The 22,980-nt window shown below is 63.2% G+C and carries 19 protein-coding genes and 2 pseudogenes; 13 read left to right on the forward strand and 8 right to left on the reverse strand.

The genetic code is table 11. From position 1 onward, the window contains the following. Nucleotides 1-177: 177 nt before the first annotated feature. Together ACIPPQ_RS21180 and ACIPPQ_RS21185 are read left to right on the forward strand one after the other, a co-directional pair. A complete protein-coding gene (locus tag ACIPPQ_RS21180; protein WP_446546027.1) occupies nucleotides 178-1,059 on the forward strand; it encodes a TonB family protein in 882 nt (293 codons plus the stop codon). Between the two features lie 48 nt (nucleotides 1,060-1,107). Further along, a complete protein-coding gene (locus ACIPPQ_RS21185; RefSeq protein WP_446546051.1) occupies nucleotides 1,108-1,506 on the forward strand; it encodes a hypothetical protein in 399 nt (132 codons plus the stop codon). 31 nt (nucleotides 1,507-1,537) lie between these two features. On the opposite strand, the pseudogene ACIPPQ_RS21190 reads toward ACIPPQ_RS21185, so the two are convergent. Together ACIPPQ_RS21190 and ACIPPQ_RS21195 are read right to left on the reverse strand one after the other, a co-directional pair. Further along, nucleotides 1,538-1,849: pseudogene (locus ACIPPQ_RS21190) on the reverse strand (hypothetical protein); the annotation flags it as partial. Beyond that, on the reverse strand, nucleotides 1,836-2,297 hold the full coding sequence (locus ACIPPQ_RS21195; RefSeq protein ID WP_446546028.1) for a TonB-dependent receptor plug domain-containing protein: 462 nt from the start codon (nucleotides 2,295-2,297) through the stop codon (nucleotides 1,836-1,838). The pseudogene ACIPPQ_RS21190 and the gene ACIPPQ_RS21195, both read right to left, overlap by 14 nt. Before the next feature lie 355 nt (nucleotides 2,298-2,652). Here ACIPPQ_RS21195 and ACIPPQ_RS21200 point away from each other — a divergent pair, with 355 nt between their 5' ends. After that, on the forward strand, nucleotides 2,653-5,862 hold the full coding sequence (locus ACIPPQ_RS21200) for an autotransporter domain-containing protein (RefSeq protein ID WP_446546029.1): 3,210 nt from the start codon (nucleotides 2,653-2,655) through the stop codon (nucleotides 5,860-5,862). A gap of 353 nt (nucleotides 5,863-6,215) precedes the next feature. Next, nucleotides 6,216-6,560 (forward strand): hypothetical protein, encoded by a 345-nt coding sequence (locus ACIPPQ_RS21205; RefSeq protein ID WP_446546030.1) that lies wholly within the window; start codon nucleotides 6,216-6,218, stop codon nucleotides 6,558-6,560. 689 nt (nucleotides 6,561-7,249) lie between these two features. Here the strand turns inward: ACIPPQ_RS21205 and ACIPPQ_RS21210 are convergent. Together ACIPPQ_RS21210 and ACIPPQ_RS21215 are read right to left on the reverse strand one after the other, a co-directional pair. After that, the gene (locus tag ACIPPQ_RS21210) at nucleotides 7,250-8,032 is read right to left on the reverse strand and encodes an SURF1 family protein (RefSeq protein ID WP_446546031.1); all 783 of its coding nucleotides are present in this window, start codon (nucleotides 8,030-8,032) and stop codon (nucleotides 7,250-7,252) included. A gap of 763 nt (nucleotides 8,033-8,795) precedes the next feature. After that, nucleotides 8,796-9,062 (reverse strand): hypothetical protein, encoded by a 267-nt coding sequence (locus ACIPPQ_RS21215; RefSeq protein WP_446546032.1) that lies wholly within the window; start codon nucleotides 9,060-9,062, stop codon nucleotides 8,796-8,798. A gap of 264 nt (nucleotides 9,063-9,326) precedes the next feature. On the opposite strand from ACIPPQ_RS21215, the gene ACIPPQ_RS21220 reads away from it, so the two are divergent. The 5 genes and pseudogenes from ACIPPQ_RS21220 to ACIPPQ_RS21240 all read left to right on the forward strand — a co-directional run bounded on the left by ACIPPQ_RS21220 (nucleotide 9,327) and on the right by ACIPPQ_RS21240 (nucleotide 13,009). Continuing rightward, a complete protein-coding gene (locus ACIPPQ_RS21220) occupies nucleotides 9,327-9,938 on the forward strand; it encodes a hypothetical protein (RefSeq protein WP_446546033.1) in 612 nt (203 codons plus the stop codon). Nucleotides 9,939-10,216: 278 nt separating this feature from the next. After that, a complete protein-coding gene (locus ACIPPQ_RS21225; RefSeq protein ID WP_446546034.1) occupies nucleotides 10,217-11,137 on the forward strand; it encodes a HEPN domain-containing protein in 921 nt (306 codons plus the stop codon). 387 nt (nucleotides 11,138-11,524) lie between these two features. Then, complete coding sequence (locus ACIPPQ_RS21230) at nucleotides 11,525-11,812, forward strand: hypothetical protein (RefSeq protein ID WP_446546035.1); 288 nt, start codon at nucleotides 11,525-11,527, stop codon at nucleotides 11,810-11,812. Nucleotides 11,813-12,548: 736 nt separating this feature from the next. Further along, nucleotides 12,549-12,605 (forward strand): annotated as a pseudogene (locus ACIPPQ_RS21235) (hypothetical protein); the annotation flags it as partial. A gap of 2 nt (nucleotides 12,606-12,607) precedes the next feature. Then, nucleotides 12,608-13,009 carry a toxin-activating lysine-acyltransferase gene (locus ACIPPQ_RS21240; RefSeq protein ID WP_446546036.1) on the forward strand — a complete coding sequence of 134 codons (402 nt, stop codon included), beginning with the start codon at nucleotides 12,608-12,610 and terminating at the stop codon, nucleotides 13,007-13,009. 151 nt (nucleotides 13,010-13,160) lie between these two features. On the opposite strand, the gene ACIPPQ_RS21245 is transcribed toward ACIPPQ_RS21240, so the two are convergent. Together ACIPPQ_RS21245 and ACIPPQ_RS21250 are read right to left on the reverse strand one after the other, a co-directional pair. Next, nucleotides 13,161-13,451 (reverse strand): helix-turn-helix domain-containing protein, encoded by a 291-nt coding sequence (locus tag ACIPPQ_RS21245; protein ID WP_446546037.1) that lies wholly within the window; start codon nucleotides 13,449-13,451, stop codon nucleotides 13,161-13,163. Beyond that, nucleotides 13,451-13,786 carry a type II toxin-antitoxin system RelE/ParE family toxin gene (locus ACIPPQ_RS21250; RefSeq protein ID WP_446546038.1) on the reverse strand — a complete coding sequence of 112 codons (336 nt, stop codon included), beginning with the start codon at nucleotides 13,784-13,786 and terminating at the stop codon, nucleotides 13,451-13,453. The genes ACIPPQ_RS21245 and ACIPPQ_RS21250 overlap by 1 nt, the downstream gene beginning before the upstream one ends. Before the next feature lie 811 nt (nucleotides 13,787-14,597). Here ACIPPQ_RS21250 and ACIPPQ_RS21255 point away from each other — a divergent pair. From ACIPPQ_RS21255 to ACIPPQ_RS21270, 4 genes are all read left to right on the forward strand, one after another. After that, nucleotides 14,598-14,864: an AbrB/MazE/SpoVT family DNA-binding domain-containing protein gene (locus tag ACIPPQ_RS21255; protein ID WP_446546039.1), complete on the forward strand. Its 267-nt coding sequence runs from the start codon at nucleotides 14,598-14,600 to the stop codon at nucleotides 14,862-14,864. Further along, a complete protein-coding gene (locus tag ACIPPQ_RS21260; RefSeq protein WP_446546040.1) occupies nucleotides 14,861-15,274 on the forward strand; it encodes a type II toxin-antitoxin system VapC family toxin in 414 nt (137 codons plus the stop codon). Before ACIPPQ_RS21255 ends, ACIPPQ_RS21260 begins: the two co-directional genes overlap by 4 nt. 690 nt (nucleotides 15,275-15,964) lie before the next feature. Then, nucleotides 15,965-16,420 (forward strand): RNA polymerase sigma factor, encoded by a 456-nt coding sequence (locus tag ACIPPQ_RS21265; protein ID WP_446546041.1) that lies wholly within the window; start codon nucleotides 15,965-15,967, stop codon nucleotides 16,418-16,420. Then, nucleotides 16,417-17,442 carry a FecR family protein gene (locus ACIPPQ_RS21270; protein WP_446546042.1) on the forward strand — a complete coding sequence of 342 codons (1,026 nt, stop codon included), beginning with the start codon at nucleotides 16,417-16,419 and terminating at the stop codon, nucleotides 17,440-17,442. Before ACIPPQ_RS21265 ends, ACIPPQ_RS21270 begins: the two co-directional genes overlap by 4 nt. A gap of 212 nt (nucleotides 17,443-17,654) precedes the next feature. Here ACIPPQ_RS21270 and ACIPPQ_RS21275 read toward each other — a convergent pair whose 3' ends face one another. Then, complete coding sequence (locus ACIPPQ_RS21275) at nucleotides 17,655-19,112, reverse strand: CoA transferase (protein WP_446546043.1); 1,458 nt, start codon at nucleotides 19,110-19,112, stop codon at nucleotides 17,655-17,657. Nucleotides 19,113-19,340: 228 nt separating this feature from the next. Further along, entirely contained in the window at nucleotides 19,341-22,793 is a 3,453-nt protein-coding gene (locus tag ACIPPQ_RS21280; RefSeq protein ID WP_446546044.1) for an autotransporter domain-containing protein, read from the reverse strand. Nucleotides 22,794-22,980: the final 187 nt, after the last annotated feature.

Consider the following 22,980-nt stretch of genomic DNA (forward strand, 5'->3'; position numbering starts at 1 on the left):
CACGATCAACATCCCGTTCTCGCCAACTGATCAAAACCAGTCGGCCGACTAAATCCCCGGGATGAAGGGGTCCTTTTTGCACGCCGATCACCCCACGAAGGGGGTGCCTATTGCACGCTGATCCTCAGGCCTTAGGGCGTTTTCGCGGAGAATAGTTCCATGCTCCAATCTTCTCCCATGGCTGGGCTCGTCATCCTTGCGGCCGCGATGACATCCCCCGATGCGGAAGAAGCGCTGCGGCTTGCCCCATCATCGAACTGGCATGTCAACTATGCCGACGACAGCTGTCGGTTGGCGCGTGCTTTCGGAACCGGCGACAAGGAAGTGACACTCGTCCTCGACCGTTTCCGGCCGGGACCGAAAGTCCATATGACGCTGACGGGGCAGCCGATAGAAGTGCGTGACGGTATACGCCGGATTACCCTTCGCTTCGGACCGAACGATCCCGCGTTCGAGAAGGGCGTCACGCCGGGCATGCTCGGTAACGGCAAGGCCGCGCTGGTCGTCGGAGGTGGCCTCTGGATCACAGGCTATGATCCCGCTGTGGCTGCTGGCGAGAGCGACGCCGCGCAGCCTGAACCACCTGTAATCGATCCGGCACTCTATGCCGCGATCCGTTTTCTCGAACTGCGCATTTCGAGCAAGCAGACGGTCGTGCTTGAAACGGGAGCCATGGCGGCGGCGGAGCAGGCGCTTGCAGCCTGCACCGACGATCTGCTCCGCGGTTGGGGTATCGATGCTGAGGCGGATAAATCGCTGTCGCGGCGTGCCGCGCCCCTCGGCAGTCCTGGGGATTGGATAAGGGGCAGCGATTATCCGCCGCGCATGAGCCATCTTGGCTATCAAGGGCTCGTGCATTTTCGGCTCATCGTCGATGATCAGGGAAAGCCGAAGAGCTGTCATATTCAGCAATCGACCCGGCCCAAGGATTTTGATGATGCAGTCTGTCGCAAGGTCATGGTGCGCGCACGTTTCGAGCCAGCGCTCGATGCGGGAGGACGCCCCGTGGTTTCTTACTATACTAACAGCGCCCGGTTCGCGACGCCCGTCGCGCGTTGATCCGGTTGTGCTTCCGCCGATCCAGCCCGTTCCAATGGGAGAATGAACATGCGTCCTCTACTTGACCGTTTATTGAACATGCTAAAGCCACGGCGTGGGGGACCCGAGCAGACATATTCGGCATGGGATCTGCTGCTCGTGGCGATTGCTTCGGCCGGTGCATATCGGCTTGACGATGGTCTCGATGCCGGTGTTCCGGCGTTTCGGAAGGCATTGGATCACGCGCCTCTCGCCGACTATGCCAGCTTCTCATTTGCGATATGCATGACGATAATTCTTGCCAGTTTTTATCTGTTCGCGGCGTGCACGTTCGCAATCGCGCAAGGCGTAATGCCCAAAAGTGACCGGGCGGCGAAGGCGCATGCCGGCGTCGCAGCAAATCGCGCAATGCCTTCACCAGCGTGCGGTGAACCGCTTTGCGGAACCGTGCCGCGGCGCGCGACATAGGGCGCGCGACGGCCCGGGCGCTGACGCCAAGTTCTTCCGCAACTTCATGGTAAGTCCGCTGCCGCAGGCGGCTCTTCCGGAAGATGCGACGGGTCTTCGGCCGCAGGGCGAGGCGGCCGGATCGAATGCCGGATGCCGATGTCTTCGCGCCGCCGCAGCTGATCGGGAGGCCGATCGCCGGTCGGGAGGGGCGGCGTGTCACCGTTTCATACTCGTGCCGAGGCCCTTTGTCGGAACGGGACGGGAAATTATTTCCGCCCGCCCGTTGGACGCCGCCGGACACCGGAACGGGCAGGGTGGAGGGGGCCGAAGTACCAAGGCGCACGGGCCTATTCGGGCTCACGCGCTATTTTCCATCCTTCCCACCTCCGCCCCCACGTTCCATCCGGACGCATCCAGCGGCTGGCAGGCAATGGAGACTGCCATGCTCGACGCTGAAAGGACCGGCTGCCTTCAGACATCCTTGCCCGGATCGCGCCGCTATATCGCGCCGAGTAGGGGCCGTACATGACGTCGATCGACTGAATCTCGTCCGAGGCGATGAGCCGCCGGCGAGGCGAATAGTCCGAATCATTGCCCAGGAAGTTTGACAGCGGAATGCCGTCGATGAACACGCTGGTTCGCGCCGGCTGCGACATGTTTGTCCCGCGGATGGAAATCGCGCCATCGGTGTCGCCGATGAAACGCTTCCGAACGACGAGGTTGGGAACATATTTCAGCGCGTCTTCGGGATTGACGATATTCGTCCCGTCGAGCTTGCGCGTGCCGATGGTCTGGCCGATGACGTCCACAGGGACCGCAAGCGTCTGACTCCGTCGGCCGCTGACGATGATCTCGTCAAGCTCGTCGCCCGAACGGACGACCTCCTCGGCTTTCTCGATTCCAGATGTCGATTGCGCGAAGGCCGGGGTCGCCGACAGCGCGACCGCGGCACAGCCGAGCATCAGCGACATGCCCTCCGGCGCCGGCCTATGTTCAGCCGGCACGAACAATGCAAATTTCCCAGCACGCGCTTCCCTTTCAGATGCCCTTCAGACGGGGGTGTTTTATGAAATGATATAACGTTTTACAAACCGTGAAATGCCGGACGCAATGATGGCGGGTCGGAGCAGCGCGATCCGTCTTTGGTCTCTTGCGAACCGTCGATTGCGCGAGGATCGCGCCGGTCAATACGTATCGCCACTCTTTGCGCGCCCGCAACTTCGATGCCTTCATGCCGTAATTTCTCGTCCGGCAGGGATCATACGGCAGAAGACCCTCAGCAAAAATGGGTCAATTCCCCAGGTGTCAGAGCAACTCTGGTGCATGAGGCGGCCCCGGCTGCGTCTTCCATTTACGGCGATACGCCGCGCAACGGGATCAGGGAACTTCCGCATGAAAAAACAGGGTATCGTGTCGGGCAAAGCTGTCCAACTTCTTCTCGCCACTTCGGGCCTGGCATCGGTGTTGGGCATGCCGCAGCCGGCGCAGGCGATGGATTTTCATCGCAGTGGCGACAAAATCTATGCTTCGGGTACGTTCGATCTGGGTGACGACGTCAAGTTGCGGCGCATGCTCGACGCGGCCGACGATGCGGATATTGTAATTACCACGGTCGTTTTCCGCGGGTCGAACGGCGGCGCGGCGGTTGCCGGCACGGGCATGGGCAAGCTGATCCGCGACCGTAGGCTGGACACCGCGGTCCAGGGGGGCTGCTATTCGGCCTGTACCGCCGGAGTGGTCGGGGGCGTCGGGCGGCACGATGCGGTCGATGACCTGCCGTTATTCCACTCCCGATATGCGCGGACGATCTTCGGCATCCATGGTTCGGCAACGACCGTTCAAGATCCGGAAGAATATGACGTATCGGTCACGACCGTCAGCAGCGATCAGTCGAGTATTCTCGCGCACTATCGCGGTCTTCTGGGGGACGAGATTCCGGCCGAGGCGATGGAGCGCATCGATTATGCGATTACGCATCTCACCGACAGCCAAGGGTTCCTGCGCTATTTTGTCAACGACGCGGGCAAGACGACGACCTATTGTCCAGGCGGGAGCCAGGCGACCGATTGCATCCCCTATCCCGGGGTGACGATCCGCAGCGACGGCATCATCAACGCCGGCACCCTCGATCTTTCGGACGACTATCTGTGGGTCCGCGGCACGGCCAGCGGCAATATCAATCCCAACTTTCGCCGTTTCTCAGCCGATCCCGAAGCGGGCGATGCCCCATCGCTGGACGAGGCGCATGGCGTGGTCCGCGTTGCCGATGGCGGCGTCTGGCATATGACCGAAGCCACGGGAGCCGACATCATCGCCGCCGAAAGGGGCGGGACGATCATCGTCGAGCCCGGCACCAATGCACCTGCCGAACTCGTCGAGGACGAGGTCACGCTCAATGCAGGCTTTATAACGATTGACCTTCGTCCCAGGTTCGCCGCGCGGCCGACGAGCACATGGATCACGGCATCGGACGGGGGAACGATCGATCTGCGCGGCGGAACCTTGGCGTCGGACCTGCTGACCACCGTCGTGAAGGGTGGCCGGCTCTCGGGTTTCGGCACCGTCGCCTCAAATTTGAGTGTCGGCGCGGGTGGGATCCTGGCTCCCGAAGGCATTGCGGTTCAGCCTTTCCTGCCACTTTATCAACGAGGCAGCGCGTCCCCGTCACGGGTCACTCTGATAGATCAGGACGATGTACGACTCACGCTCGAAACGGGCAGCGAGACCCTCTTCAACGTTGCGGCGGAGGTTCATGCGCCCAATATCCGGTTGATCGATGCCGAGGTAATTGTTTCCCGGCTCGAGTTGTTTTTTGTCACGGCGGCATATGGTTATGTTGCCGAGCGACACCGCGGACGGCTCGTGATCGCGCCCGGTGCCACTGCCACGCTCGATGTCCGGCGCGGCTTTTTCGCTCCCGACGCTCGTTCGACATTGGTTGGCGTCGAGCATATCGAAGGGCCCGCGCGTGCCAATCCAGAGGACTTCCAGGATGACGATCCCACCGTGGATGTGCTCAAACTTTTTGGCTTTTTCAACTCCAAAATCTCACACAAGCCCATCATCGAGGGCTCTTTCGCCACCGTTCGCCGCGACGCGAACGATGCCGGGATAACCTTCGCGGACGGCGCGATCTTTTCGCCCCGCGAAAATTCGCTTTTGACCTTCACGCTGCACCAGGATGCCGAATCCATCTACATGGTGGCCAACCCGGCGTTCGACGATACCCAGCTGTTCGGGAACCGGCGTTCGGGTAACGGCCTTGGCGACCGGTTGCGCGCAGCCTCCTACGAAGCGGATACACCACTCGCTCCGCTCCTCGGTGCGCTCCAGTTCGCCGACCGCGACATCGCACGGCGCGAGGGCGGATCACTGCGGGGCGATGGTCACGCCTCGCTCCGTCTCGCGACCGGGGGCTTCGCTAATCTCTTCGCGACCACCCTGCGAACGCAGGTCGGTGCGATGCGCCGGCTGAACGGGGCCAATTTCGTGGCCGAAGGAAAGGAGTCGGCGGCGGTGCGCGACGATAGCGGCACACGCTTCTGGGTCGCCGGCTTCGGTCAGTCCGGCCATATCGCGAGCGACGGTGCGGTCGACCGGATGAAAGTCGATTCCTACGGCAGCCTGTTCGGCGTCTCCCGCCAGATCGGCGGCGATGTCGACGTCGGCTTCGCTTTCGGTTATGGCCGGATGGACGGGCGCGAGCGCCCCGGATCGGGGATCGACAGCCGGACCCGCGCCTATGGCGGGTCGCTCTATGGCGACTTCAGCTACGGGCGCGGCCATGTGTCGGCGCAGGCGGGCTACCATCGCCTGAAGAACCGGAGCAACCGCTCGATCATCGGTATCGAGGGGCTCGAAGATCTCAATCGCGCAACTTATTCGAACGACGCGATCACGGCCGGTCTCGAGCATGGCTTCACGCTCAATCCGGGCTCGAAAACCCGGATCACGGCGGTCGTGCCGACGGTGGAATATATGCGTCTGGGCGGGATCGACTTTGCGGAAACCGGCGGTCCGGCGGCGCTCACCGGCAGCGCTGGCGCCTATGAAAGCATCCGTGTGGGCGGCGGCCTCGAGATCAGCGGAAGCATGACGACGACCGGTGGGCAGCGCTTTGCCCCCTATGCGCGGGTGCTGTACAAGCGCGAGCTCAATGATCGCGACGCGATCCTTGGCAATGGCTTTCTTCTCGATCCCGCGCCGGCATTCGCTGCGGCTTCGCGCCGTCTCGGCCGTGATGTGATCGAATGGGGCACGGGGATCAGCAGCCCGGCCGATCAGGCCGTCACCGTCTCGCTCGACTATGTCGCGCAGGCAGGCAAGGGCTTCCAAAGCCATAGCGCGAAGATCGGATTCAATGTCCGTTTCTGATCGGGGATAGGGCGGAAGGTGGCTTGGGCCGGCCGGAATCCTTTTCTTGTTTCTTCGTGCCTGCCGGTCTCTCCCGAAATCATGCCGATGCGGCTCCTCGGACGCCGGTCCCTAAAAGACCCGCGCACCGCTCTTCCAGGAGCGACAACTATGGTTGGCCTCTAATCGCCATCTTGGTGGGCATGGCATGGCACGCAAGAAAGCCCAGGCGGCGATAGCCGAACCGGGGTGCTCGGCTGCGCTGGGTTCGCCGCTCTAGTCATAACGAAGGACCAGCGGCTTTGGAAAGTCGCGGACCGTGACATTAAATGGCGGCGCCGCGCGATCGAGCGATATACAAGGAAGGATTGCGAGTGAAGATTTCGCTGCCACATATCCGCCTGATGCGACTTCGGCGAGGGCTTCGAAAATGGGCCAACGGGGCTTTGCGGATTTCGGGACGCGTGACCACCGGGATTTTGCTGGTCACGACCTTCCTGTCGGCTGTCGCGGTGGAGGCGGCGTTCTGGCTTCTAAAATCCGCATATAGGGCCGGAATTATCCTATATATGTCGCAAACCCAGTTCGAGAATGTCTATTGGACGGGCGTCTGTTCCTATTGTGCTATCATGCTCGCTTTCGTGCTTCTGCGCCCCCGGGCAATGGGAATGCTGCAAGCGGTCTGGTCGGCCCGGATGTTACGGGTTTCTGGGCTCTGATCCTGGCTGCCACTGGCTGTACAGGCTCATGGGCTGGCGTCCGGGCGGCTCTGGCATGTGACGGCTTGCCGGGCTGTGTTGTGCGGAGAACCCGGCTCTTGGATGAGGCTGACGACAGGGGCTACTGGTTCAAGAGGGTTCTACGAAAAACGGCAGTCGCAGATATGTCGCCACCTCGTGGAAAGAACATGCCGGATTGATCGGGGCGGCTCTGTCCTGTCTAGCCCCTCAGTTCGTTCCCGGGCTCACTCCGCCGCTTCGCATTGTTGCGCTCGCTATCTGGCCACCGATCATGCTCGCCATCTTTTTCTGTGGTATCGCGGCGGCGGATCATGATCCGAAATGGTGAAATGCAGCTTTCATCGACCGGTCCCTACCAACTGCTGGATAAGGGAAATCGACAGCAGAATATTGGAAAGGGATTGTCATGCTCCCTCCGGAGTTCCGCGGTGAGGTGGGGCAACCGGGAGCATAGCGCTAGCGTGGCCAGGGTCGCAATGTGCCGCGGACCGTCCGCATGCGGTCCCGCGTTCCTTTAGGTCGGAACCGAACCGCTTAGGACGAGGTAGTCAGGCAGATTGCGGCTCCGGATTACCATTCTGCCTATCAGCAGCTCCCGCACCATACGAGAGCGCCGGGCCGCGCGGTTTTTCCGCGTCCGGCGCGGGCATTGTGGAGTCCTGAGCTGTCTATTCTTCGGCGAGATGGAACCGGCTTGGGGTCAGATACCATAGACGCCGGGCGAAAAAGAGGCCGAGCAGCGCCAGTCCGAACCAGGTCAGGGCATAGATCATGTGATTGTCGGAAAAGCGCACGACGGTCAAACCGCCGACCGGATAGCCTCCTGTATTGGGCTTGGCGTCGGCGTCGATGAAATAGGGCGCGACCCCTTGGATGTGCCTCGCCTTGGCAATCGCGGCGATATCGCGTGTATACCAGCGCTGCGCGGCGGGATCGTTGGAACGCAGAAAGCCGCCATTAGGCTCGCTGATGCGCAGCAAGCCGGTGACGGTGACGGTTCCCGCAAAATTGCCGGCGGAGCGTGTCGCCGGATCGCGCCGATCGAATGGGACGAAGCCGCGATTGACCAATAGGGTGAACTCCGGCGTCTTCAGCGGCGTCAGCACCCAAAAGCCGCTGCCCCGATCGGTCACGGCCTGCACCAGCGTTTCGCGGCCATGATCGAAATGGCCGGTCGCGCGGACGCGGCGATAGGCATGGGTGGCGACGCCGATGTCTCGCCATTCGGAACGTCCCGGGGCTGGAGCCGGTTCGGCGCGAACGCGCGCCGCGACCGAGCCGATCAGGTCATGCTTCCAGACCCGTCGCTCGAGTTGCCAGACGCCAAGCGCAGTCAGGCCGGCGGCCAGGGCAAGGATTGTCGCGACGAAGACCAGGCGGCGTATATGCGCAGCCTTCCGCCGCGGCGTCGCCCCGGCATCCTGTCGCCGGCGAGACGGCACATTACTCATCGCGATCCGGCAGCAATGGGTTGGGTGGCCTCGCTCTGGGCGTTGCCGGGCACCGCTGCCGCGAAAAACGCCGGCGTCGATATTGGAGTCTGGGGGCCGGTCCGTCCAAAGCGCCAAATATTCTTCACGGCGATGCCCCTTTTGCGGATTGATTATTTTAAGTCGTCGCGGCGTCGACAGGATTCGATTTCAAATTGGCCCCTGTCAAAATCGGCAAGGTCCACCCCCCGAATGACGCACAATCTTCCGCCTCCTGCATCATCGCCGGAAAATAATGGTCCACGCTGAAAGGGCCTCTCATGTTCCGCGTCCTGGCTGTCGCCGCGATGCTTGCAGCGGGTCCGTCGTTGGCGGCGGTCTCGTCCGCTCAGTTTCATCTCACCCGCTCAGGCCGGTTGAATTCAAACGGCTTGGCGGGCGACAAGCCGAACCTTGTGCTGCCACCTACAGGATCGACCTTGCGGAGACGAGGTGGTGCGAAGATGGGTGCAACCTCTTCATGACATCGCGAGCATTCAGGCACGTCGCTTACCCGGTCCCGAGGAGTGAGCAAATTCTCCGAACGAGAAGTCCGTCTCCATCAATAGGATCGATCTTGAAACTGGCGCTCACAAGATTGTCGCTTTGTCAGGGTTTCATCGCGTCCGTGGTTCAGGCGTGAACTTGTGCTGGAATGCGCCGCAGGCCAGCCGCCTTCAGCGGGTTTTCCGGCGCCCCTGTCAAGTTTAGGACAGGCGGAAATCGCGCTTACCGTCGTTAGATATCAGGCGCCGTCGACCAGCGCGGCGTCGATCATCGCCGCGAACATAGTACGCGCACCGTGCGCGTCGACGTCCAGGACGAGATCAAAGGCGGACTTCGCCCCGGCCTTGGCCATCGCATCGGTCGGGTTTTGCAGCTCGATCAGTACGGCTCGCGCATTGGGCAGAAAGCCTTGCCACATCGGCTTGCCCTCGAACTTGATATTTTCGGGATGTCCCTCTGCTCGGCATAGGGCGCGGGCGATGCGTTCAAGGGCGGGCTTGCTCATCGCCCGATGATACACCCAATCGGCCGCGGGAAAAACTGACCCGGTTCCGCACCCGCACATTCCGCATCGGCAGCGCGCGCCGCGCGGAAAAGCGCGACATTCGCTTTTGCCTGAACGGGGCTGCTTTCCGCGTGAGGGTTGGCCTGCGGCAACCTAACGGCCAACTAACCTGCCGTCCGTTGAACTTGCGAGCGAGGCCGCCGCTACTGCCGTTCCGCCGCAGGATGCGAGATTGCCGTGCGGCTGCCTTCGCGAGGGAATGTCATGCAAGCAAATCGCCGGATGATTTCGACTGTCCTCATCGGCGCGGCGGCGCTTTCTGGTCCGGCACCGGATCTCGACGTGCAGCCGCGGCTCGCGATGCCGTCCTTCTCGTCTCCGGCGATGCCATCGCGTTTGTGGGAAGGCGTGGGCAAGGTGTCGGTACTTTGCCTGGTGACGCTCGATCCGGCGCTGGTGCGGCGCGACATGCTGCCGGTTCGCCGCAAGATGCGCGCCGCGCTGTGTCGGCATCTCGTCGACCTGGCAGCCAAGGGCGCGCCTTACCCGGTTACCGAACTCGCCTATGCCGATGTCGCCATAGGTGAGCGCGACCGGCTGACCTTATTGTTCCACGCACGGCTCATGGGCGAGGGAAGCGATCGCCGGATCCTTTACACGATCCGGCCATATCGGGCCGGCGCCGAGGCGGATACGCTGTTCGGTACCACGCCCGATCTGGTTGCGCTCGGCGACCCGCAAATGCCGGATCCGGGGCTGGACGATGCGCTGGTCGCATCGCTTGCATCCTTACTGCCCTGGCGTGCCCCAATCCGCCGCATTGAAATTCTGCCGCCGAACTCGAAACTGGAAGAGGCGACGGGGGCCGAGAGGTAGCGCGCAGCAGCTCCGGGCCGTGTGCAAGGGCGGCCGAGGGTGTCTGTCTATGTGGAAGGTCAGGAGAAGGCGCGCTACTCGAAATTATGCCGGATTCGGGCATAACTTCGATTATGCCGAGCGGTCCGCTATGCCGAGCGCGCGCGGGATGCCCCCGCTTTTCCGTAACTTTGCGGTGATCGGCTCGGCATGGTTTTTTAACGTCCAATCCGGGCTATCGACGCCGATTGCCGCAATGAGGTCTTGCCACCGGGCGCGAAGATGGCGAGACTCAGCGGATGAAGAACGATGTCGACCATCTCCCGCCGACGCAGCAGGAAGAACTGGCGCTGGCGACGCGGATCTTGATGGACGAATTTGCCGTCGCGATCGCGCGCGCGACGCAGCCATGGAAAAAGAACGGCAAGGTTCGAAAGATCGTCCTGTTCGGCAGCTATGCGCGCGGCGACTGGGTGGACGAGCCCGAAAACGGCTATCAATCCGATTATGATCTGCTGATCATCGTCAGCCACGCCGACCTCACCGATATTGCGGATTATTGGTATGTCGCAGAGGACAAGATCCTGCGCGATGCCGGGATCGCGCGGCCGGTGAATATCATCGTCCACACGCTTGACGAGGTGAATCGCGGCCTCTCGCGCGGCGAATATTTCTGGGTCGACATCGCGCGGGACGGGGTCGTGCTGTACGATCTGCCCGGAAGCGCGCTGGCGACCCCGATGCCGCTCACGGCGACCGATGCCTATGAAATGGCCAGCGAATATCTTGCGAAGCAGCTTCCAGCGGTTGATCGGTGGCTCAAGTTAGCCGCAGTATCCTGCGCCGAAAGTGAGACCGATCCCGAGTGGGCCAAGAATGCGGCGTTCAACCTCCATCAGGCCGCAGAAACGGCCTACACCTGCTTCCTTCTCGTGCGCAGCCATTATGTTCCACGCTCGCATAATCTGAAGTTCCTGCGCTCGTTGGCCGAGGATCGGGAGACGCGGCTTGTCGAGGCCTGGCCCCGAGCGACGAAGATCGATCGCCGGCGCTTCGAGCTGGCGAAGCGCGCCTATGTCGAGGCGCGCTACTCGGCTGCGTACGATATCGGTAGCGACGATCTGCAGGCGATCCGGGCTGCGGTGACGATGTTGCGCGACACGGTCGAGGCGGTGTCGCGCGAATGGCTCGATGGGCTCCGGCAGAAGGCCAGCCTCTGACCGCTCCGCCGCCGCCGGCTACAGAGCGTCTCGGTGAAGGCGGTAAATCTGCCCGCGCCAAGGCGCCGGCCCGTCGAGCGAAATTGGCCTGGACGTTTTGTGAGGCCGGCACGGCGGAAAGCCATTGTTCGGGTGAAGGACACCAGATTGCCTGAAATATTATCAACGCGGGGCCCGCGCTTGCGGCGAACCGTTTCCGCGCGCAGAGAGAACCCCGCCCACCGGGATGACGTGGTGGAGAAGCAGGTTCCGCTTCGCTGGCAGATGCTTCGACCGGAGGCTTGCGCGCTCGAACCGCCGGGCGTGAAACCGGTCCACTCGGTCCCGGTTTCGGGGCGCTGGTTTGATAGGCGGTGAACGCCGTCCATTTTCCTGCGTCTTTTGTGCATGACCGACCCATTCACACGCCACCGTGCCATCAAAGATCTCATGGCTGCCGGCATCGTCGACCGCGAGGCCGAAGCGATCGTCGCCGTCATTACCCGGGAATGCGCTCCTGAGCGCGCACGCTATCCGAGCAAGGACCAGATGCGCGACGAATTTGCGGCGCTTGCGCGCGAAATGGCGCGCGATCATGCGGCGCGCAACACGCGTCTTCTTCAGTGGCTATTCGCCGCACATGCGCTGCTTCTCGCCTCGATCGTAGGTATCGCGCGGTTCACCGATCTTCTCTGACGATTTGGGATAGGGCAATCTTCAGCCTATGTGACCGGTAACTCTTCGCTCACAGGCGCTGACTTATCATGCGCAGCCGGGCTGCTACCGATTCCGTGACCCGAAGCCGGGGCCATGCACGTCTCGGGGTATCCCTCCCAGTGGGTCGCGTGGTTTGGGGGCGGCGGATGATATAATCATCTGTCGCCCCGCATTTTATGACCATTTCTGCTCGCTGCGGCGAAGGCGATCGACACAAGGCGCGCCAGCGTGCCGGTCAGGCTATGTTCTTCTATCCGCGCGCGGGAGTCGGTGGCGCGGGCCGCCGCAGCTTCGTGACCATGGAATTCCTTTATGTGATTTTGACTATGTGATTTTGGTCGCAAGGAGCGGAAAAGATTCAGCATTTAGCAGGAGGATAGGCGACGCCGGCGATACCCGCGCTCCGCGATCCCGGGATCGCCGCACGCTTCCGGTCAAGGGCACGTGCACGACATCGCGATCAGTGCGTCTTCTCATCTAAGCATAGGGTGAGGGGGCGGGATTGTATTTTAGGCGGGCGAAGAGGCGGCAGGGCCGCGGGCGTGGAGTTTGCTGGGTCCTGGCGCTGACCATGGCGTCGGCGCTCGCGCTTCCTGCCGGAAGTCAGGAAGCGCGGCTGAATAGCGCCCATGATAGCTACCCGGCTCCCAAGTTGCCGTTTGACGAGGAAGACGAAGAAACCGCAGCGCCCACCGTCAGTCATCTGCTCGGCGAAATGACGTGGCTGCTTACCCAGTCGCCGCTTCACCGAGGGTTCGCCATTGGCGACATGGAATGGCTCGTCATGCCGGCACTAATTTATCAGCAATTCTATCTGTTCCGGGATGGGGCGCAGCGGTGGGGCTCGCGATGTGGGCCAAGTGCACTCCCCAGGCCGTGGCCAAGCCCGACAAGGGCATGATCGAACCCGATAACCGGCTCATCCTCGATGAATGGACATCGGGTGATGAGGTCTGGCTCGTCGATCTGATTGCACCCTTCGCCAACGCCGAGAACCGCCACCGTGAGTTGATGATTGCCGACCTGATCTCCAAGCCGCTCAAGGGCACGAAGTTCCACTTCCATCAGATCGATCCGGCAACCGGCAAGCGGCTCGTACAGACGATTGGCGCTGATGCCGGCGACAAGCTTCTCGATGCGATTAAGGGGGCTGCGGCTTCGGCCGACTGGTCATGAGAGTGGATGCATCCCCAGGAATGGCAGCAAGCTATCGCATGCGTCCCCGACGCGCCGTCGCGTTCTATCCGCCGGAGCGTCTTAGAAAATCGTCATGCACCCGTGGGTAAGTGGGGGCCTTAAATTCGGACTCGACATAGCATTGCAGCCCTTAACGCAGCAGTTCGCTCACCAGCGAAGGCTTTTTGGCGATCATGGCGAGCAGCACTTGGGCAGGGCCGGTTGGGCGGCGGCGGCCATGCTCCCAGTTAAGCAGCGTGCCCTTGGCAACTCCGATGCTGCGTGCGAACGCTCCCTGCGACAGACCAGTGCTGGCTCGGATCGCAGCAACATCGACCGCGGGCACCTGCACTTGATGAATACGTGCGGCGGTCTTCTGCCCTTCCGCGAAGGCCAGGGCTTCTGTCAGTCCCTGCTTGATACTTTCATAGGCACTCATCATCAATCTCCATAGCGCGCGAGCAATATTTTGCTCAGCGCGACCAATTCTGCTTGCTCCGTCCTGCTCAAATTATCCTTCTCGTTTTTAGCGAACACGGTGACGAGAAAGATCGGCAGATGCGTACCGCCGAACACATAGATGGTTCGGTAACCGCCGCTCTTGCCTCCACCCGCGCGGGCGATGCGGATCTTGCGGAGGCTCCCGCCTAGCGATACGCCCCCTTCCGGATGCGCCGCGACATAATTGACCAGCGCGATACGTTCCTCGTCAGACATGATCGCTTTGGCCCGCCGTAGAAACTCTGGTAATTCGACAACGGTCAGCAAGGCGGTCATCGCCAGAATATATATGTCAGTGGCGTATACGTCAATGGCACAAGAGTGGAAACCGCCGCAGGATTGGTTCGTGGCAGCCCTAACGCTGGGGGCCGATCTTCGCGTCGCCGCTGAGCAGTTTTTGCCTGCGCATCCAATCGGATCGCAAGGAAAAATGTTCTTTGAATCGCCTCGGGGTCGAAGCGCGCTTCTAGCCGCGCCGCAGAAGGCGGCGCGCTCGCCCCGCTCCGGCCGGCTCCCAGTTTTTCGCTTGGGCTTACGCTGCCGATCAAGCTGAGGGGGCATGGCTCCACCGGCGACAGGTCCGTCCGCACAGCGCGGACTGGCTATTGTCCGCTATTGGTGTGGCTGCGCCCCTATCTTGCGCACCACGCTCCGCGTGACGAGGTCGAGGTCTGATTCAGGAGGTGATGCCCGGCTCCACCAGCGCGAAGCGAAGCGAGGATCCGCAATCCGACGGGTTATCCCTATTACGTCTTCCGGCGAAGCGCTGGTGGGACGGCACGGGCCTGCTGGAGACGGGCGGCTTCAAGTGGCCTGGCATCCAGCACGGCGTATGCACCTCACTGCGGCGCAACCCGGGGCGTTAGTGGAGGGCTCTGCTGGCACCGCGTTCATGGCCGACGCCGGGGGCATCGATCGCCAGTTGACGACACTTTCCTCTGTTGAATCACAGCTGTCATGCCCATCGAAACCGACCTTCTCGAAGATGTTGAAGCACTGCGGGCTTGTTCGCGAAGGGTCGACAAATTGTCGCTTGCTCTCCCACGCCGGGATATGCCAGAATATTCCAAGAGAAAGGAGCTGCGTCATGACCCATATAATCGTAGGTAAATGGGGCAAGAACCTTGCCATTCGCGTTCCCTTCGAAATCGCGCGCTCGTCGGGGCTTAGCGAGGGCGAAGAAGTGGAGATCGAGGCGTTGGACGGCGATATCCTCATCCGCCGATCAGCGGCTCACATCCAGAACCGGCAGAATGCTGAAAGGGCAGCGGCTGAAATCGTCGCCGATAGCAAGAAGCATCCCCTGCGCGGCGTGTCGATACGCCAGCTGCGCGAGGAGGGACGCCGGGGATGACCATGGTCCTCGATGCTTCCATGACGATCGCCTGGCTTTTCGACGACGAAAGAACGGACGCAGCGCACGAGATCATGATGCGTGTGGTCGCCAACGGCGCTTTCGTGCCATCGCTCTGGCGGCTTGAGGTCGCGAACATGTTGAGAAATGCCGTGCGGCGCGGCCGATGCGATGACGATTTTGCCGAGCGTTCGCTGACACGGCTCGGGCAATTCAAAATACGGATCGACGATGAAACCGACCTGCATGCTTGGGGCGCAACCCGGGCGCTTTCTCGGGAGCGAGGCTTAACCGTGTATGACGCGGCTTATCTGGAACTCGCGCTTCGTAAGGCGCTTCCGCTCGCCTCTTGTGATCGGGAGTTGGTCGAGGCGGCGGCGCGCCGATCGGTCGAGGTTCTTACCATTTGACTATTTGGCGGAGGCGCAGCGGAATTCAACATATCAGGCGAGCCGGATAGCTTGGCATCGCTCTCGCTTGGCCGAGGCCGGGGCTGGCAAGAAGCGACGGGCCCAATCCGTGCATGATCGCCGGAAGCGCTTCGCCGGCCAGCCTTCGCCGCGTCTCCGATCCGCTCGACAAACAAGTTGCGTTTGCAATCAGAAAACCTGTTAGCCGCCTCCACTAACGGGCGGCATATTTCTCGAACGATACCAAAGGGCGGCTATCGCAACGGCATCGTCAGGCAATCACCAGGACTGCCGTCGCGCTTTTAGCGGTCCTTCATCGACCTGCATTTGCCGCGCCCGGCAAGGCTCGTCATCTGGCCGGGGCTCTAACCTGACCTGTCCTGTTTCGAGGTCCTGGCCGGAAACGGCACGATGCCCGCTCGATGCGGCGTGCCGTTTCAAGCCGCACGAAATATGCTCCGGCGCGCGGTTCGCCTGATGGCCGGCAAGTCACGCCGATGCGGCGGCGTGCCACGCATGCCGGGTGAGGCGCATCCGTCGCTGTGCTGCATCTTCCGGCCTTGACACTGCCGCTTAGCGGGCTGCACCAATTTTTCGCTTGGGTTTCCGCCGCCAATCGACCATTGAGAGTGCATGTCTCCACCGGCTACAGGTCCGTCCGCGCAAGGGGGACTGGACATTGTCCAGTATATGGCGTTGCTGCGTCCCTATCTTGCGCAGCACGCTCCGCGTGATGACGTTGAGGATTTGCTCCAGGAGGTCATGCTCCGGCTCCACCAGCGCGAGGCGAGCGAGGATATCCACAATCCGACGGCTTATGCCTATCAGACGGCGCGCAGCGTGCTCGCCGACCGCGCCCGCCGCAATGTCACGCGGCGGCGCGACAGTCATTACGAACTCGATGAAATGCATCACCCCGTCGAACTGCTGACACCCGAGCGGGTGCTCAGCGGCCGCGAGCAGGTCGATCTGTTCGTGACGACATTGGAAGCCATGCCCGACCGGACTCGTAACATCTTCATACTGCACAGATTCGAGGAGATGAGCTATGCCGACATCGCGGACCACATCGGCATATCGCTGAGCGCGGTCGGAAAGCATATGGTCAGAGCCTTGCGTCGTCTGGCAGAGGAAGGATTGCCATGACGTTGAACGATAACCGGATCCCGCGCATTCTCGGTCCCGCCGACCAGGAAGCGATCGAGCGTTTCTCCTTTTTGCGCTCGGGGCAAGCGAGCGAAGCCGATCGGCAGGCGACCGAAGCCTGGCGGGCCAGCGATACCGTCCATGATGCGGCGTGGTCGCGCGTCTCGGCCATATGGGAAGGCAGCGCCGCGGCAGCCGGGCATCCGGCCATCGCCGCGATGCGCAGCGCGGCCCTCGCGCCTCCGCCGCGACGCACAGCCAGCTGGCGCCCTTTTGCGCTGGCTGCCAGCCTTGTTCTTGCCCTGACGTCGGCGCTGTGGATCGGCGGCGGCGGGCTTCTGGATCCGGGTGCTTCTTCGCGCACGCAGCTCGCCGAGGCCGACTGGGCGGGCAGGGTGCCGGCGCGAACGCGGGTGGGCGAGATTGCGCCCGTCCGGCTCGATGACGGTTCGGTCGTCACCCTGAGCAGCAACAGCGCGGTGCGCACCGCGCTCTCGCCAGCCGTGCGGCGCGTCCGGCTGGATCAAGGCGAGGCTTTTTTCAAGGTCGCGAAGGACGCCGAGCGTCCGTTCACCGTCTATGTCGGGGATATCAACGTCACGGCGCTCGGAACCGCATTTTCGGTCGCGAAAGCCGACGCCGCCGTGATCGTGACACTCGTCGAGGGAAGCGTGCGGGTGGTGAATGCGAAGGACGGCGAAACCCGGACTCTCGTCCCGGGATCACAGCTCCGCGCTACATCGGCCGGATTTTCGGTAGCCGCGGTCGATGCGGCGCGCGCGACGAGCTGGGTGTCGGGGATGCTCGATTTTGATCGGGCGCCGCTTTCCGACGTCGTGGGCGAACTCAATCGCTACGCGCCGCAGCGCATCATATTGGCCGATCCCGGGCTTGCGGCGATACCCGTTTCGGGCCTGTTCCGGGCAGGCGATCAGGACCGCTTCGTCGAGACGCTGGTCGCGACCGGCCGCGCGCGGGTCGCGCGCCGTACCGACGACAGCATCGAACTGCGCCAACCGTAGGCGGCCGGCGGTTCGCCGTCGATTGCCGTTAAGCGGTTCGGGGCAGGGAAGGCGCATCGGGGGCTGAGGCGCTCGGGGCGCCGCCAGCGGCGCCGTCCAGCCTATTTCGGCACCATGGCCATTTGGCAGGCTCGCACCCCTGTCTTGTCGACCGCTGTGCTCCTTCGGTGCCGCAGTCAGCTTAAGACCGGATGGCCGAAGGGGAGGGGCAGTCACGCCGGGTCGAGCCATATGGGCGAGCCCGATCCGATCGGGCTGATGATCGGGTCGGCCCAGAATTCGGGGGTCCGCGACATCTCGACCTGCGAGCCGAGACGCGTGAACTCGCCGAACGCCGTCCGCCCTCTCTGCACGCAGGGGACGACCGGCGGACGTGCCCGGCGGGCGGCGTGCTGATCGAGTGCCTCCGCACTGACGAAGCCAAGCGCCTGTTCGAGCATGACGGTCTGGGCAAGATTCACCGAGACGCGGTAGCTGCCGCCTTCGCGGGCGCGCCGGAGCAGCGCCGCCTGGACGCCGATCGCGGCGAGATAGGCGGTAAGAAACGCGCAAACGACCTGGGTGCCCGACGGCAGCCGCGGCTCGTCGGCCGATCCTATGTCGCACAGCAGTCCGGCGAGCCCGGCGGCATTGAAGTCGAAGCCCATCCAGTCGGCCCACGGGCCCGCCGGTGCATTCAACCGGAGCTCGACATGGATGATCCCCGGACGATGCCGCGCGAGCGTATCCGCCGAGAAGCCTTCCCGGTCCGCGCGGTGCGGCCGCAGATTCTGTACGAAGACGTCGGCGCCGCGCGCGAGTTCGTAGATCGGTTGGTTCGCCTCGATGCGCGCATCGAGAAATGTCTGGCGGATACCGGCATGCGATTGCCAATAGACCGCCGACCGTTCGGCCCAGCCGGCCCTGTTGAGATTGAGGCAATCGGCGCCCTGCGCCGAAAGCTGCCGCAACACCGTCGGGCCGGCGATGCTGTGGGTCATGCCGAGGACACGCAGCCCTGACAGGGGACGCGGGCCCTCGGGCAGCGGCAGGGCGGGGCCTTCCGCGATCCGCTCGATCGCGATCAGCGGCGTCGCCCTGTGGATCGCATATTGTTCGCTCGCGCGATATTCGGCGCTGGTCCGGCAGATCGTCAGCGGCACACCGGCTTCTTGCGCCGCCTTTTCAAGTTCGGCGGACTCCCACGTTCGGATGGCGCTGCCGAGCTGTTCCGGCAGAATGGGGCAATTGAGCAATTTGCAGGCCCGCACCGCATGCAAGTCGTCGAAGGCGGCGAGAATGACCCGGCGGTCGTCGCGGGTCGGAAGGAGCAGGGGCTCAAGGCCCCCGGAAGGACCTGCCGGCAACTGCTGCAGGCCGTTCATCGTCGTGTAGCGCGTGGCCCCGTCCTGCCACGGATTGTGTACGACATGCGATTTTGCGAGGTCGACATGGATGTCCTGGCCTTCGCCGCGCCGCGCGCGCCACAAGATCGCGGTCGCCACCGCATTGGCCGCGATGACCGCGGCGGAAGCGGCGCCGGCCTTGACCGGCGTCGGGGCGACGGGGTCCAGACCGGAAAAAGTCAGCGTCCCGCCTTGGTCGGCGCGGTCGAGGCCGGCTTCCGCGAGAAGAATATCCGTCACGCGCGCGATATCTGCGTGCGTGTGGACAAGGGGATAATCGAGCATGACAGGCTCCCGAGCGACGGAAATGGACCAGATCGGTCAGCCGGTCCGCAGGCCGCCGGCGCCGCGCAACCGTGGCGCGCTCGGCGATTGGCGGCCGCACCGTTCGCCGAGAACCGCCGGTCCCGGTGGGACATGAGCGAAAAAATGGCCGGCGCCGTCGGGCGCCGGCCATAGTGTGTGCGTCCTTCGCGGGAAAGGGAGGGAGCGAAGAACGCGGGGGGCCGTGGGTCAGAAGCGAAGCTGGAGCGTCGCCTTGACGGCATGGGCGGTGTAGAGTTCGGCGAACTGGCCGCCATAGGTGACCCCGATGTCGAGGTTTTTGGACATCGGCAGGTCGAGCGCGAGGTCGACGAGGGCGACGTCCTTGCCGGGTTCGGCGCCCGCGACGATGAAAGCGGTGGACGATCCGGCGAAGGCGAGGTCCGCACGCGCGCCGCCATTGTCGATATCGTGCCGCCAGCCGACGTTGACGCGGGCGAAGCCGCTCCGCCCTTCGGCGCTTTCGAGAAGCTTCGCCGCGCTGCGCAGGCCGAGCGTCGTCGTCGTGACCTTCTGCGTCGCGCGTCCCTCGAGCCGCGCCGGCCCGCCCTGCTCGTCGATCCGCTTGCCGCGATAGTCGACATGGGTGAGATTGGCGAAGGGCTCGAACGACAGCGGACCCGCCTCGAACCCGAGCCCGAACTCGCCGAACGCCTGCCAGGCGCGACCCTCGTAACGGTCGCTCAGGCTGTCGCTGAACGCGTTCACGCTCGCGGTCCGGCTCATCCGCGTCGTGTACGATCCCCATGAACCCCCCGCGCGCACCCGCGCCGGACCGAACTCGGCGCCGACATAGCCGCCGACATGCCAGGACTCGACATCATTGTTGTTCGACCCCGGGCGCCGGACGTTCACATCGCTGTCGACATAGCCGAACGCCACCCCGAGGTTGAACCGGTCGTCCCAGCTCTTGTCGATCCCCGTGATGAACCCCTTGCTGTCGGTCTTCACCGCCGCGATCCCCGGCGAGCCGTCGCGCTCGCTGAACCCCGCCAGCGCCTGGCCCCAGGCAACCACCCCTGTGCTCGTCCGGTTCTCCGCCTCGCCGGCACCCACCGCCGTCAGCGAATGCGGCATCCGCCGCAGCATCGCATCACGGATATAGCCGGTGTCGGTCACCGCCACCGCCGCAAGGCTCGCGTGCGTCTCGCCGGAGAAGCCGTCGAGCGACGCCGTCACCGCGCCGGCGCTGCCATCGACGAGCGCGTCGTAGAGCAGGCCTTCAGGCGCGAGCCCGTCGAGCCCGCTGCCCGCGGCGCGCTGGTTCGGCGTGCGGCCGACCGAGGCGAAGGTCACATCGTTGCGCTCGAGGGTCAGGGTGACGGAATTCGGGCCATAGCTCAGCAGCGTGTCGAGGAAGGCGAGATTGCTCTCGATCGTATCGAAAGCGCCCGTCACGCCGCCGCCCGCAGTCAATATGTCGGCGCGCGAGCGGAGATTCCAGTCGCCCGTGTCGGCCTGCAGCTTGACCGTCCCGCCCTCGATCGTCGCGGTGCCGCCGACGTCGATCCGGTCGATCGCCGCCGCGTTGACCGCGCTTTCGACGAGATAGACCGAGCCCGGCTTGAACAGGAGGTCGCCGGCGACCTTCAGCGTGTCGATCGAATTGCCCGGCGACACGGTGCCGCCGCTGTCGACGACGAGCGATTTCAGCGTGCCGTTCCCGCCGATTGTCGCGCCGTCGAAGACGAACGCATCCGAATTGTGCTGCGTGCCGTTCACCAGCAGCGTGCCCCCGATGACATTGGTATCGCCAAGATAGCTGTTGTTGCCGCCGAGCGTCAGCGTACCTTCGCCGCGCAGCGTCAGTCCGCCGCCATAGCCATCGCCAAGATATTCCGATCCGTCGGCGATGTCATTGTCCCATGCATCGCTGACGCCGGCGCCGAGCGTCACATCATTGTCGCGCAGAAAGGCGGCCGGCCCCGCCATAGCCTTGCCGATGTCCAGGCGTCCCCAGCCGAAGAACCCGTCCACGCCCGCGGCACCGATATCGGTCGCGGTGGTGAGGACGGTATCGCGCGCCAGATCCTCCGACATATAGGGGAAGCGTTCCATGACCAGCGCCAGCGCGCCCGAAACATGCGGCGCCGCCATCGAAGTTCCGCTCTTCAGACCTTCCGTCAGCTGGAGCTCGGTCGCCTCGGTCGCAAGGCGCATATATTCGAGATCCATATGGTAGAGCGGGCTGGCTTCCCAATCATATTTTCCGGCCAGATCGGTGACGCCCGCCAGCGCATATTCATTGAGGAGGCTGAAACTGAGGCCGTCGTCCATGAACAGATTGGCGAAGCGGCCCTTGACCGCCATGAAGATTTCCATGTCGTCGACGCCTTCTGCCTTGGCCTCGAGGACATTCGGCGCGTTCTGGTACTTCATCGCGATATCGAAAAGTTGCGCAGCCCATTGTTTGCCCAAGGCTTCGGGGTCTGGATTATTCTTCCGGAGGGCATCCAGCTGCGCCTCATAAGCCGGAACCAGATTTGCGAGGGCGTAAGCGAGCTTCGGAGGCGCGAGCGATGCGCGCAAAGCGTCGACCGCGGCCCGATAGGTATCGCGTGACTCGAAAGGCGTCAGCGCGGCTGCCGCTTCGGCTGCCGCAGGCGTCATGTCGCGCACCATCGCCGCGGATTCAATGTTGGTGCCGGGGGCTGCGATACACCAGGCCCTGGTCTGGCCGCACACGTTCGAACTCTGATTGAGCTCGGTTCCGTTCGTGTCGAGATTGACCACGCTGAGCCAATGCGATTCAAGCTCGGGCAGGAGCAGTGGCGCCGATGCCTGCGGAGATGCGTGCGCGCCGCTGTCATTTCCCGCCGCGAACACCATCACGACGCCGGCCTTGGCTGCGGGCAGGCCAAGCGCGGAAAGCGTTTCCCTGTTCTTATCGAGCGCGGCTCTCACTCGGCCAAGATCGGCGTCGCCGGGAACCAAGGTAATGGTATCATAGTAGGTCTGGATCGTTTGTTTATCGCCCTTTTTGGCGACTTCGGTCAATTTTCCGCCCCAGCTGTTGTTGATGACGCGCGCGCCACTCTCGATGACCTTCCCGATGGTGGGGCCGTCCTCGTCGGCGACAGGCTTCGACCCGAGAATGCGCTCCAGGAACAAAACATCGGTTCCGAGCCGAAGCGTCCCTGCGATAATTTGCGCGTTATGCGCCACGCCCATCATTCCCGCGTCATCGCGCGGTGCACCGATCGTGCCCGACACATGGGTACCGTGGTCGGCGGTGCCGCCAATGCGGTAGATCGGCGTCCCATCGAAAAAGAGCTCGCCCGGCCGCGGCTGGGTGCCAGCCAGAACCGCATCGGTTACGTCGACATAGATAACCTTGCCGGGGGTGGCCAGTGTCGGGTGCGCAGGTTCCACGCCCTCGTCGACGACCCCCACTTTCATACCTTTTCCCGTGATGCCGCGCGCATAGGCATATTCGGCGCCGATCTGCTGCTTCGCGTGGTCGGCCTGGAACTCGGGAAGGTCGCGCCATGTCTTCGCTGCAGCCTCGAGATCGTTCGTGCGCGACCCGTCGGCGTTGGTATAGCGAGCGTCGGGCTGTTCGGTCGCGCCTTGCGCCAGCGCCTGCCCCGAAACGCCCGCCATGAGCGTGGCGCCCACCATCAGTCCCTTGACGAATTTCATGAATATTCACCCCTTTGCAACGCGCGCCTCGATAGCGGCATGGAGAAAGACGCAGCGGCATCAGATCCATGCATGGGAATGGAGAAAAATCTTCGGTCGGGATGGGGACCTCCGACTCATCCCTGGTGCCGCCGCCTTCTGGCAGCGCGTCCCTCCACCGGAAAATTGAAAGAGGGCCGGTCCTCCA

Source organism: Sphingopyxis sp. LARHCG72 (assembly GCF_052871675.1).